Annotated in this window: 14 protein-coding genes and 4 tRNA genes; all 18 read right to left on the bottom strand. The window is 55.5% G+C overall.

Annotation, left to right across the window (positions count from 1 at the left end):
- Positions 1 to 15: 15 nt before the first annotated feature.
- Positions 16 to 2,121, bottom strand: coding sequence for an elongation factor G (gene fusA / locus CKW21_RS28455; RefSeq protein ID WP_046815908.1), 2,106 nt, complete (start codon positions 2,119 to 2,121; stop codon positions 16 to 18).
- 30 nt (positions 2,122 to 2,151) lie between these two features.
- Positions 2,152 to 2,622 (bottom strand): 30S ribosomal protein S7, encoded by a 471-nt coding sequence (gene rpsG, locus CKW21_RS28450; RefSeq protein ID WP_002555493.1) that lies wholly within the window; start codon positions 2,620 to 2,622, stop codon positions 2,152 to 2,154.
- Between the two features lie 119 nt (positions 2,623 to 2,741).
- Positions 2,742 to 3,113: a 30S ribosomal protein S12 gene (gene rpsL / locus CKW21_RS28445; protein WP_003186084.1), complete on the bottom strand. Its 372-nt coding sequence runs from the start codon at positions 3,111 to 3,113 to the stop codon at positions 2,742 to 2,744.
- Positions 3,114 to 3,329: 216 nt separating this feature from the next.
- Positions 3,330 to 7,529 (bottom strand): DNA-directed RNA polymerase subunit beta', encoded by a 4,200-nt coding sequence (rpoC, locus tag CKW21_RS28440; RefSeq protein ID WP_095197169.1) that lies wholly within the window; start codon positions 7,527 to 7,529, stop codon positions 3,330 to 3,332.
- A gap of 64 nt (positions 7,530 to 7,593) precedes the next feature.
- On the bottom strand, positions 7,594 to 11,667 hold the full coding sequence (rpoB, locus tag CKW21_RS28435; protein ID WP_095197168.1) for a DNA-directed RNA polymerase subunit beta: 4,074 nt from the start codon (positions 11,665 to 11,667) through the stop codon (positions 7,594 to 7,596).
- Between the two features lie 219 nt (positions 11,668 to 11,886).
- Positions 11,887 to 12,252 (bottom strand): 50S ribosomal protein L7/L12, encoded by a 366-nt coding sequence (rplL, locus tag CKW21_RS28430; RefSeq protein WP_007970414.1) that lies wholly within the window; start codon positions 12,250 to 12,252, stop codon positions 11,887 to 11,889.
- A 75-nt stretch (positions 12,253 to 12,327) separates the two neighbouring features.
- Complete coding sequence (gene rplJ, locus CKW21_RS28425; RefSeq protein ID WP_095197167.1) at positions 12,328 to 12,828, bottom strand: 50S ribosomal protein L10; 501 nt, start codon at positions 12,826 to 12,828, stop codon at positions 12,328 to 12,330.
- A 199-nt stretch (positions 12,829 to 13,027) separates the two neighbouring features.
- Positions 13,028 to 13,723, bottom strand: a complete 696-nt coding sequence (rplA, locus tag CKW21_RS28420) for a 50S ribosomal protein L1 (protein ID WP_003228754.1) — start codon at positions 13,721 to 13,723, stop codon at positions 13,028 to 13,030.
- A complete protein-coding gene (gene rplK / locus CKW21_RS28415) occupies positions 13,723 to 14,154 on the bottom strand; it encodes a 50S ribosomal protein L11 (protein ID WP_007933726.1) in 432 nt (143 codons plus the stop codon). The genes rplA and rplK overlap by 1 nt, the downstream gene beginning before the upstream one ends.
- Before the next feature lie 117 nt (positions 14,155 to 14,271).
- Positions 14,272 to 14,805, bottom strand: a complete 534-nt coding sequence (nusG, locus tag CKW21_RS28410; RefSeq protein ID WP_007957598.1) for a transcription termination/antitermination protein NusG — start codon at positions 14,803 to 14,805, stop codon at positions 14,272 to 14,274.
- 9 nt (positions 14,806 to 14,814) lie between these two features.
- Positions 14,815 to 15,183 (bottom strand): preprotein translocase subunit SecE, encoded by a 369-nt coding sequence (gene secE, locus CKW21_RS28405; RefSeq protein ID WP_007896620.1) that lies wholly within the window; start codon positions 15,181 to 15,183, stop codon positions 14,815 to 14,817.
- 45 nt (positions 15,184 to 15,228) lie between these two features.
- Positions 15,229 to 15,304 (bottom strand) — tRNA-Trp (locus tag CKW21_RS28400).
- A gap of 173 nt (positions 15,305 to 15,477) precedes the next feature.
- Positions 15,478 to 15,553 (bottom strand) — tRNA-Thr (locus tag CKW21_RS28395).
- A 26-nt stretch (positions 15,554 to 15,579) separates the two neighbouring features.
- Positions 15,580 to 15,653: transfer RNA gene (locus tag CKW21_RS28390), tRNA-Gly, on the bottom strand.
- A 24-nt stretch (positions 15,654 to 15,677) separates the two neighbouring features.
- A tRNA-Tyr gene (locus CKW21_RS28385) sits at positions 15,678 to 15,762 on the bottom strand.
- A gap of 142 nt (positions 15,763 to 15,904) precedes the next feature.
- Entirely contained in the window at positions 15,905 to 16,345 is a 441-nt protein-coding gene (locus CKW21_RS28380; RefSeq protein ID WP_095197166.1) for a hypothetical protein, read from the bottom strand.
- A 7-nt stretch (positions 16,346 to 16,352) separates the two neighbouring features.
- Positions 16,353 to 17,102, bottom strand: a complete 750-nt coding sequence (locus CKW21_RS28375; RefSeq protein ID WP_095197165.1) for a pantothenate kinase — start codon at positions 17,100 to 17,102, stop codon at positions 16,353 to 16,355.
- Complete coding sequence (gene birA / locus CKW21_RS28370) at positions 17,092 to 18,051, bottom strand: bifunctional biotin--[acetyl-CoA-carboxylase] ligase/biotin operon repressor BirA (protein WP_095197164.1); 960 nt, start codon at positions 18,049 to 18,051, stop codon at positions 17,092 to 17,094. Before birA ends, CKW21_RS28375 begins: the two co-directional genes overlap by 11 nt.
- Positions 18,052 to 18,265 lie beyond the last annotated feature (214 nt).

Raw genomic sequence — 18,265 nt, 5'->3', positions numbered from 1 at the left:
GCCTAAAGGACTGAATCAGCCTTGTTTTTTGGTAACGGTTTCGACGATGTGCGACGGAGCCGTATTGTATTTTTTGAATTCCATAGAGTAGCTTGCGCGACCCTGGGACATCGAACGAACGTCGGTCGCATAACCGAACATCTCGCCCAACGGAACTTCAGCACGGATAACCTTACCGGAAACCGTGTCTTCCATACCCAGAATCATGCCGCGACGACGGTTCAGGTCGCCCATCACGTCACCCATATAGTCTTCAGGCGTAACAACCTCTACCGCCATGATCGGCTCGAGCAACTCACCACCACCCTTCTGGGCCAGTTGCTTGGTCGCCATGGAAGCAGCCACCTTAAACGCCATCTCGTTCGAGTCGACGTCGTGGTAAGAACCATCAAACACGGTAGCCTTCAGGCCGATCAGCGGATAGCCGGCAACAACACCGTTCTTCATCTGCTCTTCGATACCCTTCTGGATAGCCGGGATGTATTCCTTAGGAACCACACCACCCACTACTTCGTTCAGGAATTGCAGACCTTCCTGACCTTCGTCAGCAGGTGCAAAACGGATCCAGCAATGACCGAACTGGCCACGACCGCCGGACTGACGAACGAACTTGCCTTCGATTTCGCAGCTCTTCGTGATGCGCTCACGGTACGAAACTTGAGGCTTACCGATGTTGGCTTCGACGTTGAACTCACGGCGCATCCGGTCAACCAGGATGTCCAGGTGCAACTCGCCCATGCCGGAGATGATCGTTTGACCAGTCTCTTCATCAGTTTTGACGCGGAAAGACGGGTCTTCCTGAGCAAGTTTGCCCAGAGCGATACCCATTTTTTCCTGGTCATCCTTCGTCTTAGGCTCTACGGCAACCGAAATAACCGGCTCCGGGAAGTCCATGCGAACCAGGATGATTGGCTTGTCAGCGTTGCACAAGGTTTCACCAGTGGTGACGTCCTTCATGCCGATCAGGGCCGCGATGTCACCAGCGCGCACTTCCTTGATCTCTTCACGGGCGTTTGCGTGCATTTGCACCATACGACCCACGCGCTCTTTCTTGCCTTTAACCGAGTTGATCACGCCGTCGCCGGATGCCAACACGCCCGAGTAAACGCGGACGAAGGTCAAGGTACCCACGAATGGGTCGGTAGCGATCTTGAACGCCAGAGCCGAGAACGGCTCGTTGTCGTCTGCATGACGCTCCATTTGCTTTTCCTCGTCATCCGGGTCAGTACCCTTGATGGCAGGAATGTCGGTTGGAGCCGGCAGGTAGTCGATAACGGCGTCGAGAACCAGGGGAACACCCTTGTTCTTGAAGGAAGAACCGCAAACAGCCAGAACAATCTCACCAGCGATAGTACGCTGACGCAGAGCGGCCTTGATTTCCTCGATGGAAAGCTCTTCACCTTCGAGGTACTTGTTCATCAGCTCTTCACTGGCTTCGGCCGCAGCCTCAACCATGTTGCTGCGCCACTCTTCAGCCAGCTCCTGCAGTTCAGCAGGGATAGCTTCGCGACGAGGGGTCATACCCTTGTCAGCATCGTTCCAGTAAACCGCTTCCATGGTCATCAGATCGATCTGACCCTGGAAGTTGTCTTCGGAACCGATAGCCAACTGGATTGGCACCGGAGTGTGACCCAGACGCTGCTTGATCTGAGCGATCACGCGCAGGAAGTTCGCGCCGGCACGGTCCATCTTGTTCACGTAAACGATACGTGGAACGCCGTACTTGTTGGCTTGACGCCATACGGTTTCGGACTGAGGCTCAACGCCCGAAGTACCACAGAACACAACGACCGCGCCGTCGAGTACACGCAGGGAACGCTCAACTTCAATGGTGAAGTCAACGTGGCCCGGGGTGTCAATAACGTTAAAGCGGTATTGGTCTTTGTGCTGCTTCGCAGAACCTTGCCAGAAGGCGGTAATAGCAGCAGAAGTAATGGTAATACCACGCTCCTGCTCCTGCACCATCCAGTCCGTGGTCGCGGCGCCGTCATGCACCTCGCCCATCTTGTGGCTTTTGCCGGTGTAAAAAAGGACGCGCTCGGTGGTGGTGGTTTTACCAGCATCCACGTGAGCAACGATACCAATGTTACGGTAGCGATTAATCGGTGTAGTACGAGCCATAAAGCCCTCGCAAAATTAGTGACGCTAAAATTAGAAGCGGTAGTGCGAGAAAGCTTTGTTAGCTTCAGCCATACGGTGCACGTCTTCACGCTTCTTAACTGCAGCACCTTTACCTTCGGCAGCGTCCAACAGTTCGCCAGCCAAACGCAGAGCCATAGACTTCTCGCCGCGCTTACGGGCGAAGTCTACCAACCAGCGCATTGCCAGAGCGTTACGACGGGACGGACGAACTTCAACCGGAACCTGGTAAGTAGCACCGCCTACACGGCGCGACTTTACTTCGACCAGCGGAGCGATGGCGTCGAGAGCTTTCTCGAAGATTTCCAGGGGGTCGCTGTTCTTGCGTTCTTTAACCTTTTCCAGCGCGCCATAAACGATACGCTCGGCAACGGCTTTCTTGCCGCTTTCCATCACGTGGTTCATGAACTTGGCCAGGATTTGGCTTCCGTATTTTGGATCGTCAAGCACTTCGCGCTTGGCTGCTACGCGTCTTCTTGGCATGGATAAGCCCTCAAACGGTCTTCAGGTTCGCTCGGAATCGGTGCCCACTACGGGACGCCTCCGACCTTACTCTTATCGACTCAGAAAAATAGAAATCAGTTTTTTGCAGCAAGCGACCATTACTTCGGACGCTTGGTACCGTACTTCGAACGACCCTGGTTACGACCCTTAACGCCGGAAGTATCCAAAGAACCGCGAACGGTGTGATAACGAACACCTGGCAAGTCTTTTACACGACCGCCGCGGATCAGTACCACGCTGTGCTCTTGCAGGTTGTGACCTTCACCGCCGATGTACGAGGAAACCTCGAAACCGTTGGTCAGGCGCACACGGCATACTTTACGCAGTGCCGAGTTAGGTTTTTTCGGCGTGGTGGTGTACACACGGGTGCACACGCCACGACGTTGCGGGCAGTTCTGCAGCGCAGGCACGTCGGATTTCTCGACGATACGCTTACGCGGCTGACGTACCAGCTGGTTGATAGTTGCCATCTACTAGCTCCACTGTTGTCTTGCGACGCTATTGTCTTGCAAGAAAAGCAAAATGGCAGGAACGAATCCCCGCCAAATTTAGGGGTACAAGAGTCTAAAGAGGATCTTGTCCCCAGTCAAGGCAAGGCCCCGCCCTCCCCACTCACCGAACCTCGACAATTTGTCTCGATACGATGAACGGAGCGACCAGGGCCTTACGCTCATTTACCGCAGAACTCAGTTACCGCTCGAGTTCAGCGCTTCGGTCAGTGCAGCTTCCACTTCACTGGCGCTCACGCGCAACGGCTTGTCTGCATCACGGCGACGCTTACGCTCGCTGTGATAAGCCAGGCCGGTACCGGCCGGGATCAGACGACCCACGACCACGTTTTCTTTCAGGCCGCGCAGGTAGTCGCGCTTGCCGGTTACCGCCGCCTCGGTCAGTACGCGAGTGGTTTCCTGGAAGGAAGCCGCCGAGATGAACGATTCGGTGGACAACGACGCCTTGGTGATACCCAGCAGAACGCGAGTGAACTTGGAGACAAACTTGTCTTCGTTGCTCAAACGCTCGTTCTCTACCAGAACGTGAGTCAATTCCATCTGGTCGCCCTTGATGAAACTGGAATCGCCGGATTCAGCGATTTCAACCTTACGCAGCATCTGACGCAGGATGGTCTCGATGTGCTTATCGTTGATCTTCACGCCTTGCAGACGGTAAACGTCCTGGATCTCGTTGACGATGTACTTGGCCAGCGCACTTACACCCAGCAAACGCAGGATGTCATGCGGATCGCTTGGACCGTCGGAGATGACTTCGCCGCGGTTCACTTGTTCGCCTTCGAAGACGTTCAGGTGACGCCACTTCGGAATCAGCTCTTCGTACGGATCGCTACCGTCGTTCGGGGTGATAACCAGACGGCGCTTGCCCTTGGTCTCTTTACCGAACGCGATGGTGCCGCTGACTTCAGCCAGAATCGACGCTTCTTTCGGACGACGAGCCTCGAACAAGTCGGCAACACGCGGCAGACCACCGGTGATGTCACGGGTCTTGGAAGTCTCTTGCGGAATACGAGCGATAACATCACCGATCGCGATTTTCGCACCGTCAGCCACACCGACCAGGGCGTTGGCCGGCAGGAAGTACTGAGCGATAACGTCAGTACCTGGCAGCAACAGATCCTTGCCGTTGTCGTCGACCATCTTCACAGCAGGACGGATATCTTTACCGGCAGCTGGACGATCTTTGGCGTCGAGAACTTCAATGTTGGTCATACCGGTCAATTCGTCAGTCTGACGCTTGATCGTGATGCCTTCTTCCATGCCCACGTAGGTCACGGTACCTTTCATTTCGGTAACGATCGGGTGAGTGTGCGGATCCCACTTGGCCACGATTGCGCCAGCGTCGACCTTGTCACCTTCTTTAACCGAAATCACGGCACCGTACGGCAGCTTGTAGCGCTCGCGCTCACGACCGAAGTCATCAGCGATCGCCAGCTCACCGGAACGGGACACAGCCACCAGGTGACCATCCACTCGCTCAACATGCTTCAGGTTATGCAGACGGACGGTACCGCCGTTCTTCACCTGAACGCTGTCGGCTGCTGAGGTCCGGCTTGCCGCACCACCGATGTGGAACGTACGCATCGTCAGCTGGGTACCCGGCTCACCGATGGACTGGGCCGCGATAACGCCGACCGCCTCACCGATGTTCACCTGGTGACCACGAGCCAGGTCACGACCGTAGCACTTGGCGCAAATGCCGTAGCGGGTTTCGCAGCTGATCGGCGAACGCACGATCACTTCGTCGATGCTGTTCAGCTCGATGAACTCAACCCACTTCTCGTCTACCAGGGTGCCGGCAGGAACGATGACGTCCTCGGTACCTGGCTTGAACACGTCACGGGCGATAACACGACCCAATACGCGCTCACCCAACGGCTCTACAACGTCACCGCCTTCAATGTGCGGAGTCATCAGCAAGCCGTGCTCGGTGCCGCAATCGATCTCGGTTACAACCAGATCCTGCGCTACGTCTACCAGACGACGAGTCAGGTAACCGGAGTTCGCAGTTTTCAACGCGGTATCCGCCAGACCTTTACGAGCACCGTGAGTGGAGATGAAGTACTGAAGTACGCTCAAACCTTCACGGAAGTTCGCAGTAATCGGCGTTTCGATGATGGAACCGTCCGGCTTGGCCATCAGGCCACGCATACCGGCGAGCTGACGGATCTGCGCAGCAGAACCCCGTGCGCCCGAGTCGGCCATCATGTACATCGAGTTGAAGGACTCCTGATCGACTTCGACACCATGACGATCGATGACCTTCTCTTTCGAGAGGTTGGCCATCATCGCCTTGGAAACTTCGTCGTTCGCCTTGGACCAAAGGTCGATCACTTTGTTGTACTTCTCGCCCTGGGTTACCAGGCCGGAGGCGTACTGACTTTCGATCTCTTTCACTTCGTCGGTAGCAGTACCGATGATGCGCGCTTTTTCATCCGGGATAACGAAGTCGTTAACGCCGATGGAAACGCCGGAAATGGTCGAATAGGCAAAACCGGTGTACATCAATTGGTCAGCAAAGATCACGGTCTCTTTCAGACCAACCACGCGGTAGCACTGGTTGATCAGCTTGGAGATCGCTTTTTTCTTCATCGGCAAGTTGACGACGTCGAAGGACAGACCCTTTGGCACAACCTGGAACAACAGCGCACGGCCGACAGTGGTGTCGACGATACGGGTATTGGTCACGCTGCCGCCGTCACGATCGTTGACGGTTTCGTTGATCCGGACTTTGACTTTCGCGTGCAGTGCGGCTTCGCCTGCACGGAACACACGGTCAACTTCCTGCAGATCCGCGAACACGCGACCTTCACCCTTGGCGTTGATCGCTTCACGAGTCATGTAGTACAGACCCAATACAACGTCCTGCGACGGAACGATGATCGGCTCACCGTTGGCTGGCGACAGAATGTTGTTGGTCGACATCATCAACGCACGCGCTTCCAACTGGGCTTCCAGTGTCAGCGGTACGTGCACGGCCATTTGGTCGCCGTCGAAGTCGGCGTTGTACGCAGCGCAGACCAGAGGGTGCAGCTGGATAGCCTTACCTTCGATCAGTACCGGTTCAAACGCCTGGATACCCAGACGGTGAAGGGTCGGTGCACGGTTGAGAAGAACCGGGTGTTCGCGAATCACTTCAGCGAGAACGTCCCAAACCTCTGGCAGTTCGCGCTCGACCATCTTCTTGGCGGCTTTAATGGTGGTAGCGAGACCACGCATTTCCAGCTTGCCGAAAATGAACGGTTTGAACAGTTCCAGAGCCATCTTCTTCGGCAGACCGCACTGGTGCAGACGCAGGGTCGGACCTACGGTAATTACCGAACGACCGGAGTAGTCAACACGCTTACCGAGCAAGTTCTGACGGAAACGACCCTGCTTACCCTTGATCATGTCAGCCAGGGATTTCAGAGGACGCTTGTTGGAACCGGTGATAGCGCGGCCACGACGACCGTTGTCGAGCAGTGCGTCGACGGCTTCCTGCAACATACGCTTTTCGTTGCGCACGATGATGTCCGGAGCGGACAGATCCAGCAGGCGCTTCAAACGGTTGTTACGGTTGATCACTCGACGATACAGATCGTTGAGGTCGGAAGTCGCGAAGCGACCGCCATCCAGCGGGACCAGTGGACGCAGGTCTGGCGGCAGAACCGGCAGAACGGTCAGCACCATCCACTCTGGCAGGTTGCCGGAACCCTGGAAGGCTTCCATCAACTTCAGACGCTTGGACAGCTTCTTGATTTTGGTTTCGGAGTTGGTTTGCGGAATTTCTTCACGCAGACGGCCAATCTCGTGCTCCAGATCGATAGCGTGCAGCAGTTCGCGGACAGCTTCGGCACCCATGCGGGCATCGAAGTCGTCGCCGAATTCTTCCAGCGCTTCGAAGTACTGCTCGTCGTTCAGCAACTGACCTTTTTCAAGGGTGGTCATGCCTGGATCGATAACGACATAGCTCTCGAAGTAGAGAACGCGCTCGATATCACGCAGGGTCATGTCCATCAGCAAGCCGATACGGGACGGCAGCGATTTCAGGAACCAGATGTGGGCAACCGGCGAAGCCAGTTCGATGTGCGCCATGCGCTCACGACGAACTTTTGCCAGCGCAACTTCAACGCCGCACTTCTCGCAGATCACACCACGGTGCTTCAAGCGCTTGTACTTACCGCACAGGCACTCGTAATCCTTTACCGGGCCAAAGATCTTGGCGCAGAACAGACCGTCACGCTCAGGTTTGAACGTACGGTAGTTGATGGTTTCCGGCTTTTTAACTTCGCCGAACGACCACGAACGGATCATCTCAGGCGATGCCAATCCAATACGGATGGCGTCGAACTCTTCGACTTGACCCTGGTTTTTCAGCAAATTCAGTAGGTCTTTCAAGGCCTTTCCTCCTGGCGGAGCAGAGAGCGGGCTATCCTGCCCCGCTCTCGATTCGCGTCACGTGTTATTCGGTTTCCAGATCGATATCGATGCCGAGGGAACGAATTTCCTTGATCAACACGTTGAAGGACTCGGGCATGCCCGGCTCCATACGGTGATCGCCGTCCACGATGTTTTTGTACATCTTGGTCCGGCCGTTCACATCGTCCGACTTCACTGTGAGCATTTCTTGCAGAGTGTATGCAGCACCGTATGCTTCCAGTGCCCAGACCTCCATCTCCCCGAAACGCTGACCACCGAACTGCGCCTTACCACCCAGCGGCTGCTGGGTAACCAGGCTGTACGAACCGGTAGAACGAGCGTGCATCTTGTCGTCTACCAAGTGGTTCAGCTTCAGCATGTACATGTAGCCAACGGTAACCGGGCGCTCGAACTTGTTGCCGGTACGGCCGTCGGTCAGCTGCATCTGGCCGCTTTCTGGCAGGTCTGCCAGTTTCAGCATGGCCTTGATTTCGCTTTCCTTGGCACCGTCGAACACCGGAGTGGCCATCGGTACGCCGCCGCGCAGGTTTTGAGCCAGATCCAGGATTTCCTGGTCGGAGAAGTCATCGAGGCTTTCCTGACGACCGCCGATCTCGTTATAGATCTCGTGCAGGAACTTACGCAGCTCGGCAACCTTACGCTGCTCTTCAACCATGCGATTGATCTTCTCGCCCAGACCTTTGGCCGCGAGGCCCAGGTGGGTTTCAAGGATCTGACCGACGTTCATACGCGAAGGTACGCCCAACGGGTTGAGGACGACGTCCACCGGGGTGCCATTGGCATCGTGCGGCATGTCTTCAACCGGCATGATCACGGAGACCACACCCTTGTTACCGTGACGACCGGCCATCTTGTCGCCCGGCTGGATGCGACGACGGATTGCCAGGTAAACCTTGACGATTTTCAGCACACCTGGAGCCAGGTCATCGCCCTGCTGCAGTTTGCGCTTCTTGTCTTCGAACTTGTCGTCCAGCAGACGGCGGCGATCAACGATGTAGGCCTGAGCCTTCTCGAGCTGCTCGTTCAGAGCATCTTCAGCCATGCGCAGTTTAAACCACTGGCCATGCTCAAGACCGTCGAGCACTTCGTCGGTGATTTCCTGACCTTTCTTCAGACCGGCGCCGCCTTCGGCTTTGTGGCCGACCAGAGCGGAACGCAGACGTTCGAAAGTTGCGCCTTCGACGATACGGAACTCTTCGTTCAAGTCCTTGCGGATCTCGTCGAGCTGGGACTTCTCGATCGACAGGGCACGAGCATCACGCTCAACGCCGTCGCGGGTGAAGACCTGTACGTCGATGACAGTACCCTTGGTACCGGTAGGTACACGCAGGGAGGTGTCTTTAACGTCGCTGGCTTTTTCACCGAAGATCGCACGCAGCAGCTTCTCTTCCGGGGTCAGCTGGGTCTCGCCTTTCGGAGTGACCTTACCAACCAGGATGTCGCCCGCGCCAACTTCAGCACCTACGTAAACGATACCGGCTTCGTCCAGCTTGTTCAGTGCAGCTTCACCCACGTTCGGGATGTCCGCAGTGATTTCCTCTGGCCCAAGCTTGGTGTCACGCGCCACACAGGTCAGTTCCTGAATGTGAATCGTGGTGAAACGGTCTTCCTGAACAACACGCTCGGACAGGCAGATGGAGTCTTCGAAGTTGAAGCCGTTCCATGCCATGAACGCGATGCGCATGTTCTGACCCAGAGCCAGTTCACCCATATCGGTGGACGGACCGTCGGCCATGATGTCGCTGCGCTGAACCCGATCACCTTTACGCACCAGCGGACGCTGGTTGATGCAAGTGTTCTGGTTCGAGCGGGTGTATTTGGTCAGGTTGTAGATGTCGACGCCAGCTTCGCCGGTTTCAACTTCGTCATCAGCAACACGAACCACGATACGGCTGGCGTCGACAGAGTCGATCACGCCGCCACGACGAGCCACGACGCAAACGCCGGAGTCACGGGCTACGTTACGCTCCATGCCGGTACCTACCAGCGGCTTGTCAGCGCGCAGGGTTGGTACAGCTTGACGCTGCATGTTCGAACCCATCAACGCACGGTTGGCGTCGTCGTGCTCGAGGAACGGGATCAGCGACGCGGCAACCGAAACTACCTGCTTCGGCGATACGTCCATCAGGGTGACGTCTTCCGGCGCCTTGACAGTGAACTCGTTCAGGTGACGAACAGCTACCAGCTCGTCGATCAGGACTTTCTTGTCGTTCATCGTGGCCGAAGCCTGAGCGATCACGTGATCAGCTTCTTCGATGGCGGACAGGAACACGATCTCGTCGGTGACCAGAGCGTCTTTAACCACGCGGTACGGGCTCTCGAGGAAACCGTACTGGTTGGTGCGCGCGTAGGCTGCCAGGGAGTTGATCAGACCGATGTTCGGACCTTCCGGCGTTTCAATCGGGCATACACGACCGTAGTGAGTCGGGTGTACGTCACGAACTTCAAAGCCAGCACGCTCACGAGTCAAACCGCCTGGGCCGAGTGCGGAGACACGACGTTTGTGGGTGATCTCGGACAGCGGGTTGTTCTGGTCCATGAACTGGGAGAGCTGGCTGGACCCGAAGAACTCTTTCACCGCCGCAGCTACTGGCTTGGCGTTGATCAGGTCTTGCGGCATCAGGCCTTCGCTTTCAGCCATCGACAGACGCTCTTTGACCGCACGCTCAACACGCACCAGGCCAACGCGGAACTGGTTCTCGGCCATTTCGCCTACACAGCGAACACGACGGTTACCCAGGTGGTCGATGTCATCGACGATGCCTTTACCGTTACGGATGTCGACCAGAGTCTTCAGTACCGCGACGATATCTTCCTTGCACAGCACGCCCGAACCTTCGATCTCGGTACGACCGATACGACGGTTGAACTTCATCCGGCCGACCGCAGACAGGTCATAGCGCTCAGGACTGAAGAACAGGTTGTTGAACAGGGTTTCAGCAGCGTCTTTGGTTGGCGGCTCGCCAGGACGCATCATGCGATAGATCTCGACCAGCGCTTCCAGTTGGTTGCTGGTGGAGTCGATCTTCAGCGTATCGGAGACGAACGGACCGCAGTCGATATCGTTGGTGTACAGAGTTTCGATGCGAACAACGCCGGCCTTGGCGATTTTCGCCAGGATCTCGGTGCTCAGCTCGGTATTGCACTCTGCCAGGATTTCGCCGGTTGCCGGATGCACGATGACCTTGGCGGTAGTGCGACCCAGGACGTAGTCCAGAGGCACTTCCAGCTCTTTGATCCCGGCTTTTTCCAGCTGGTTGATGTGGCGAGCAGTGATACGACGACCTTGCTCGACAATAACCTTGCCTTTGTCATCCTGGATATCCAGGACCGCGATTTCACCGCGCAGGCGCTGAGGCACCAGCTCCAGGCTCAGGCTCTCGCCTTTCACGTGGAATACGTTGGTGGTGTAGAACGCGTCCAGCACTTCTTCAGTGGTATAGCCGAGCGCACGCAGCAGTACCGATGCAGGCAGCTTGCGACGACGGTCGATACGCACGAACACGCAGTCTTTCGGGTCGAACTCGAAGTCCAGCCACGAACCGCGGTAAGGAATGATGCGCGCGGAGTACAGCAGTTTACCGGAGCTGTGCGTCTTGCCACGGTCGTGGTCGAAGAACACGCCCGGGGAACGGTGCAGCTGGGAAACGATTACACGCTCGGTACCGTTGATTACAAAGGTACCGTTCTCGGTCATCAGGGGAATTTCACCCATGTAGACTTCTTGCTCTTTGATGTCCTTGATCGCTTTGTTCGACGATTCTTTGTCGAAAATGATCAGTCGCACTTTTACCCGCAAAGGTACGGCGTAAGTTACACCGCGCAATACGCATTCTTTGACATCAAATGCCGGTTCGCCCAAGCGATAACCGACGTACTCCAGCGCAGCATTGCCGGAGTAGCTGATGATCGGGAAAACGGATTTGAAGGCCGCATGCAGGCCCACGTCGCGGAACTGATCTTTAGTCGCTCCCGCTTGCAAGAATTCACGATACGAATCCAGCTGGATGGCCAGGAGGTAAGGCACATCCATGACGTCCGGCAACTTGCTAAAGTCCTTGCGGATACGTTTTTTCTCAGTATATGAGTAAGCCATCAGCGTTCCCCAGCTTGGTCACCTGCTTGTTTGGCCCCTCCCGACGGGAGCGACCAGAAAATCGTGCAAACCCCATGGTTTGCGCCACCGCATCGGGTGGTTACAGCTCGCTATCGGCCCGACCCAGTCGGCTGCCAATAACGGAAAAAGGCCGGTGGCAAGAGCCACCAGCCATCAGCCTTTCGCTTAACGCTCGGGCTGGAAACGCAAAGTCGATGCTTACTTCAGCTCGACTTTAGCGCCTGCTTCTTCCAGAGCTGCTTTGGCTTTGTCAGCTGCGTCTTTGGCAACAGCTTCCAGAACCATGGCAGGAGCGCCGTCAACTACAGCCTTGGCTTCTTTCAGGCCCAGACCGGTCAGTTCACGTACAGCCTTGATCACGTTAACTTTCTTCTCGCCAGCTTCGGTCAGCATGACGTTGAATTCGGTTTGTTCTTCAGCAACGGCAGCAGCAACAGCTGGACCAGCCGATGCAGCAGCAGCGGTAACGCCGAATTTTTCTTCGAAAGCTTTGATCAGCTCAACAACTTCCATTACGGACATGTTGCCAACTGCTTCAAGGATATCGTTCTGAGAGATAGACATGAATCTAATTCCTGATATTGGGGACGGCCTACGCGACCATCGAAAAAAACAAAAAACGCGAGAAGTTGACGAGCCTTAGGCTGCAGCAGCTTCTTTCTGGTCGCGAATTGCCGCCAGAGTACGAGCCAACTTGCTGGTAGCGCCTTGAATCACGCTCATCAGCTGAGAAATTGCTTCGTCACGGGTCGGCAGAGTTGCCAGTACGTCGATTTGGTTAGCTGCGAGGAACTTGCCCTCGAACGCAGCTGCCTTGATCTCGAACTTGTCCTGACCCTTTGAGAATTCCTTGAAGATCCGGGCAGCAGCGCCTGGATGTTCTTTGGAGAACGCAATCAGGGTAGGGCCAGTGAACACGTCGTTGAGGACACTGAATTCAGTGTCAGCAACAGCGCGCTTGAGCAGGGTGTTACGTACAACACGTACGTAAACGCCAGCTTCACGAGCCTCTTTACGGAGTCCGGTCATCGCGCCTACTGTTACGCCACGGGCATCAGCCACGACAGCGGACAGAGCGACTTTGGCAGCCTCGTTGACTTCAGCGACGATGGCCTTCTTGTCTTCGAGTTTAATTGCCACGGGTTTAACTCCTGCTTGATACCGTTTCATCCAGTCGAAACCGGATGTCGTTTTGGTGTCTGATTCGGTAAGGAACCGGGAGCACCATCTGCGTAGGCTTGAGGTTTAAGACTTACGTCGCCTACGGTCTTGGATAGCCCCCGCCAGGCAGGGACCCCAATCTTTCAAACTGGCGCAATTGCTTGCGCCAACTTTTGTCTTATGCGTCCAGCGAGCTCTGGTCGATAACCAGACCTGGGCCCATGGTGGTGCTCAGGGTAACGCGCTTGACGTAGATGCCTTTCGAAGAAGCTGGCTTGATACGCTTCAGGTCGGCGATCAGAGCTTCAACGTTTTCCTTCAGCTTGACGGCATCGAAGCCGATCTTGCCAACGGAAGTGTGGATGATGCCGTTTTTGTCGGTGCGATAACGAACCTGACCAGCCTTGGCGTTTTTAACCGCGGTAGCTACGTCTGGAGTTACGGTGCCGACTTTAGGGTTAGGCATCAGGCCACGTGGACCGAGGATCTGACCCAGTTGACCTACAACGCGCATGGCATCCGGGGATGCGATCACTACGTCATAGTTCAGGTCGCCGCCTTTCATTTCGGCAGCCAGGTCGTCCATACCTACACGGTCAGCGCCGGCAGCCAGAGCGGCTTCAGCAGCAGGACCCTGGGTGAACACAGCAACACGAACGGTCTTGCCAGTGCCGTGTGGCAGCACAGTAGCGCTACGAACAACCTGGTCGGATTTACGTGGGTCAACACCCAGGTTCACAGCAACGTCGAACGACTCGCTGAACTTGACAGTCGACAGCTCAGCCAGCAGTGCAGCGGCGTCTACAATGTTGTAGGCCTTGCCTGCTTCGATTTTGCCGGCGATAGCCTTTTGACGCTTGGTCAGCTTAGCCATTACACACCCTCCACGTTAAGGCCCATGCTACGAGCAGAACCGGCGATGGTACGCACGGCTGCTTCCATATCAGCTGCAGTCAGATCCGCGTTTTTGGTTTTCGCGATTTCTTCCAGCTGAGCACGGGTTACGGTGCCAACCTTAACGGTGTTCGGACGAGCGGAACCGCTGGTCAGACCGGCCGCCTTCTTCAGCAGTACCGAAGCAGGGGTGGATTTGGTTTCAAACGTGAAGCTACGGTCGCTGTAGACAGTGATGATCACTGGAGTCGGCAGACCTGGCTCAAGACCCTGAGTACGGGCGTTGAAAGCCTTGCAGAATTCCATGATGTTCACGCCGTGCTGACCCAGTGCAGGACCAACAGGTGGGCTTGGGTTAGCCTGAGCGGCCTTCACTTGCAGCTTGATGTAAGCGGTAATCTTCTTGGCCATGAGGCACTCCAATTACGGGTTCAAACGCCTCGAAAGGCTCCCCGGTTACTTGCGCGTTTATCCCAGTGACGACAAAACCCCACAGCCTAAGGCTGCGGGGTTGGGATGCTTGCTCAGCTAGACCTTTTCGACCTGACTGAACTCCAACTCTACCGGAGTAGAGCGACCGAAAATGAGCACCGCCACTTGGATCCGGCTCTTCTCGTAGTTAACTTCTTCGACAACGCCGTTAAAATCGGCGAATGGCCCGTCGTTGACGCGTACGGTTTCGCCCGGCTCGAACAACGTCTTCGGCTTCGGCTTATCGCTGCCATCAGCGACGCGACGCAGAATAGCTTCTGCCTCTTTATCGGTGATCGGCGCCGGCTTATCAGCAGTACCGCCGATGAAACCCATCACCCGAGGAGTATCCTTGACCAAGTGCCAAGTACCCTCGTTCATATCCATCTGAACCAGCACGTAACCCGGGAAGAACTTGCGCTCGCTTTTGCGTTTCTGGCCATTACGCATTTCAACCACTTCTTCAGTGGGAACCAGAATCTCGCCAAAGCCATCTTCCATGCCAGCCAGCTTTACGCGCTCAATCAGCGAGCGCATGACATGCTTCTCGTAACCGGAGTAAGCATGCACAACATACCAACGCTTAGCCACGGGACACCCTTAGCCGACGATCAAGGAAACAAGCCAGCCGAGCAGGGAGTCGAGCCCCCACAACAGCAACGCCATAACCAGGACAACAGCCACAACGATCAACGTGGTCTGCGTGGTTTCTTGGCGAGTTGGCCATACGACTTTACGAATCTCGGTGCGCGCTTCCTTAACCAGTACAAAGAAAGACTTGCCCTTAACCGTCTGCAGGCCTACAAAGGCAGCTACAGCAGCAATCACAAGCAAAGCGAGCACGCGGTACAGGATCGGCGAAGCAGAGTAATACTGATTGCCAACAACGCCAACAACCACCAAAGCAACTACTACTAGCCACTTGAGCAGATCGAAGCGAGAGCCTTGAGCTTCAGCTTTAGGAGTCATCTATGAAGATCCTGTGAAAAGAAAGCCAGACACACCTGGTGAATCTGGCAGGTCAGGAGGGAATCGAACCCCCAACCTACGGTTTTGGAGACCGTCGCTCTGCCAATTGAGCTACTGACCTAAAACAAAATCAGGCCGACCATTATGCCGGCCCGAAGAAGACTTTACAACAATTTACTCAACGACCCTGGATACGGCATCACTACCGATACGCCCCACCATCCTCTCGGATATCGCGGCGCAACCACAAGCCATTAAAACAAAGGCAGATATTTTCATATCTGCCTTGTTATATGGAGCTCTTGAGCGGATTTGAACCGCTGACCTCACCCTTACCAAGGGTGTGCTCTACCAACTGAGCTACAAGAGCGAAACACCGTGCAAAACCTGCAAACTTGGAGCGGGTAGCGGGAATCGAACCCGCATCATCAGCTTGGAAGGCTGAGGTTCTACCACTAAACTATACCCGCGAGGCTTGCAGCTCTCGCTAAAAATGGTGGAGGGGGAAGGATTCGAACCTTCGAAGTCGTAGACGTCAGATTTACAGTCTGATCCCTTTGGCCGCTCGGGAACCCCTCCTAAGCGAGCCGGCATTCTATATCATGCCAGCCTTCTGTCAAGCATTTTCTCATTAAAAACCTGAGGTTAGCTGCGTTGACCTCGCTTCACATTGCTTACCGTTTTAGGTCTTCACTGTGGAGCGGGCGCCATTCTATGCAAACTATTCGATGGGTGCAACCCCCTCGCAAGGCATTATTTTATGTTTTAACTCATTGAATTCTCTAGAAAGGTTCAGCAGCTGCAAGTCATCAAGCCAGCGCCTGCTTTCCGGGGCTACCCGCACCCAGTAACCGGCGGACTCAGCACTACCTTTAGGCAGCGCCTGAAACTTGACATCCATACCGCTCAATCTGCGCTCAAGCCCCTGAGCAACATCCTGACGTGCAAAGCCACCCACATATAGACATCCCGCATCCGATTGGAGGGCCTTTGCCTTATCTTTTGTCGAGTCTGTTGCCTCACTCAGCAGACGAATATCCTGCTGGGATCCCCGATACAAACTCAAGGGCGTCACATCCTTTGCACGCAGAGGAGCCTCTTGTTGATGCCAGATGTAATAAAACACATTGAGAACAAGCAGCAGCAGAAACAACCAACGCATAAAGACCTCAGGGCAAAGGGCACGCCATAGCCAAGCCGACAAACACCAAATCCGGGACCACCCTGGCCTCGGGCACGATCTCCGAAACCTGGGCCGCATCACCACCTGTAAGGAACACTGTGAATTCCTTACCCCAATAGCTGCGCGCCAACTCAAGCTGAGTCATCACAAACCCCCTCAGCATCAGCAGGCAACCGCGCTCGACCGCCTCAACAGTCGTACGGCCCGGGAGGAGATTCTCCAAAGCACGCTCGGCAGCAAGATCACCGTAACGGATCTTACGGGTATGAGTACGAAGCTGATTGCGCATCAACGGCATCCCAGGACATATGAACCCACCGAGATGCTCACCATCAGCAGCTACGAAGTCAGCGGTAACAGCCGTACCAAAGTCCAGCACAAGGCACGCGCCGGTGGCCAGATGATACCCACCGAGCAAAGCAAGCCAGCGATCAAGCCCTAGTCGCTCAAACTCCTCATAGCCATTACGAACGCCAGACATCTCACGCGCCGGAGACGCGCACACCACAGAAACATCGAACACCTCCTTCAACAGAGAGATCAATGCACTGGTTTCTTCAGCGGTCCTGACACTGACCAATCGACACGACCTGAGAGCGGGCCCCTCGAGCCCTTTCAAGCCCTCGATCAATGCAAAGTCCGAATCGACAACCCCCTCCCCCACCACTTGCCGGGTGCACGCTTCAAGCACACGCCACTTAATAAAACTGTTTCCGCAGTCGAGCTCAAGAATCATTGCGCAACCTCAGACTCAGCTCACCACCACTGAAGACTTTTTCCACACCATCCACCTTCAATCGCAAGGCGCCCTGGCTATCGATACCCAATACTTCGCCATTTATTTGGTTAACGCCAGCAATCAACGACACAGCGCGCCCCTGCCACAGATGATTTTGCTCCCACTCAGCCTGGACAGCCGAAAATCCGCCAACCTGATGCCGCTCCAAATATTTCTGCAACATCGTCCCAATCTTCGCAACCAGGCGATTGCGATCAAACATCTGTCCGGACTCGAGACGCATGGATGTCCATTGCTGATCAACCTCATCGGTCATCTGCATATTTACATTTATACCGACACCCAACACGACATGGCATACATCCGCAGGATCCCCAACCAGCTCCAGCAATATTCCGGCAATTTTCTTCTGGCCGACCAGGACGTCGTTTGGCCACTTCAAACCCACCCCCGGAACACCTAACTCGCGCAAGGCCTGCATGACGGCAAGCCCAACAACAAGACTCAACCCTTCCAGTTGCCGCATCCCGCCCTCAATACGCAGCACCAAGCTGTAATAGATGTTTTCTGCGAATGGGCTCACCCACTTCCGCCCTCGCCGCCCTCGGCCAGCAGTCTGCCGCTCGGCTAGCACTAGAAAGGGCGCAGCTTGAAGCCGCTCGATGGCGCGAAGCGCCTCAGCATTCGTGGAATCGATTGAGTCGAAGACCAGGACAGGCCAGTTACAAGAGGGTGCCAACCGCCCGATTTCCACAGGGTCGAGTAGCGTCAGCGGTGCAGCCAGCTGATAACCGCGTCCTCGTACTTTATGAATGGATACCCCCAGCTCAGCCTCCAACTGCTGAAGCTGCTTCCATACAGCACTGCGACTAACACCTAAGGCAGCGCCCAGCGCTTGACCCGAATGGAATCGGCCATCTTTAAGAAGCTTTAACAACGTCAGCATGCAAGTCTCGCCTCACAATGAGGCCCGCATGATATCCACGCCCCGAGCCGTTGCATAGAAACCTGGCGAGGCTGTTTTTCTGCGGACAAAACAAAACCCCTACCTGCATACGCAGATAGGGGTTTCGGAATTTAATCTTGACGATGACCTACTCTCACATGGGGAAACCCCACACTACCATCGGCGATGCATCGTTTCACTTCTGAGTTCGGGA

This window comes from Pseudomonas sp. Irchel 3A7 (assembly GCF_900187565.1).
Taxonomy (GTDB): domain Bacteria; phylum Pseudomonadota; class Gammaproteobacteria; order Pseudomonadales; family Pseudomonadaceae; genus Aquipseudomonas.
Note: the sequence above shows the minus strand (reverse complement) of the source record. Positions and strands in the feature narration are given on the sequence as shown.

Bases quoted from the DNA above. Each gene is read 5' to 3' on its own strand.
- fusA (WP_046815908.1), bottom strand. From the start codon at position 2,121: ATGGCTCGTACTACACCGATTAATCGCTACCGTAACATTGGTATCGTT.
- rpsG (WP_002555493.1), bottom strand. From the start codon at position 2,622: ATGCCAAGAAGACGCGTAGCAGCCAAGCGCGAAGTGCTTGACGATCCA.
- rpsL (WP_003186084.1), bottom strand. From the start codon at position 3,113: ATGGCAACTATCAACCAGCTGGTACGTCAGCCGCGTAAGCGTATCGTC.
- rpoB (WP_095197168.1), bottom strand. From the start codon at position 11,667: ATGGCTTACTCATATACTGAGAAAAAACGTATCCGCAAGGACTTTAGC.
- rplL (WP_007970414.1), bottom strand. From the start codon at position 12,252: ATGTCTATCTCTCAGAACGATATCCTTGAAGCAGTTGGCAACATGTCC.
- rplA (WP_003228754.1), bottom strand. From the start codon at position 13,723: ATGGCTAAGCTGACCAAGCGTCAAAAGGCTATCGCCGGCAAAATCGAA.
- rplK (WP_007933726.1), bottom strand. From the start codon at position 14,154: ATGGCCAAGAAGATTACCGCTTACATCAAGCTGCAAGTGAAGGCCGCT.
- secE (WP_007896620.1), bottom strand. From the start codon at position 15,183: ATGACTCCTAAAGCTGAAGCTCAAGGCTCTCGCTTCGATCTGCTCAAG.
- CKW21_RS28380 (WP_095197166.1), bottom strand. From the start codon at position 16,345: ATGCGTTGGTTGTTTCTGCTGCTGCTTGTTCTCAATGTGTTTTATTAC.
- CKW21_RS28375 (WP_095197165.1), bottom strand. From the start codon at position 17,102: ATGATTCTTGAGCTCGACTGCGGAAACAGTTTTATTAAGTGGCGTGTG.
- birA (WP_095197164.1), bottom strand. From the start codon at position 18,051: ATGCTGACGTTGTTAAAGCTTCTTAAAGATGGCCGATTCCATTCGGGT.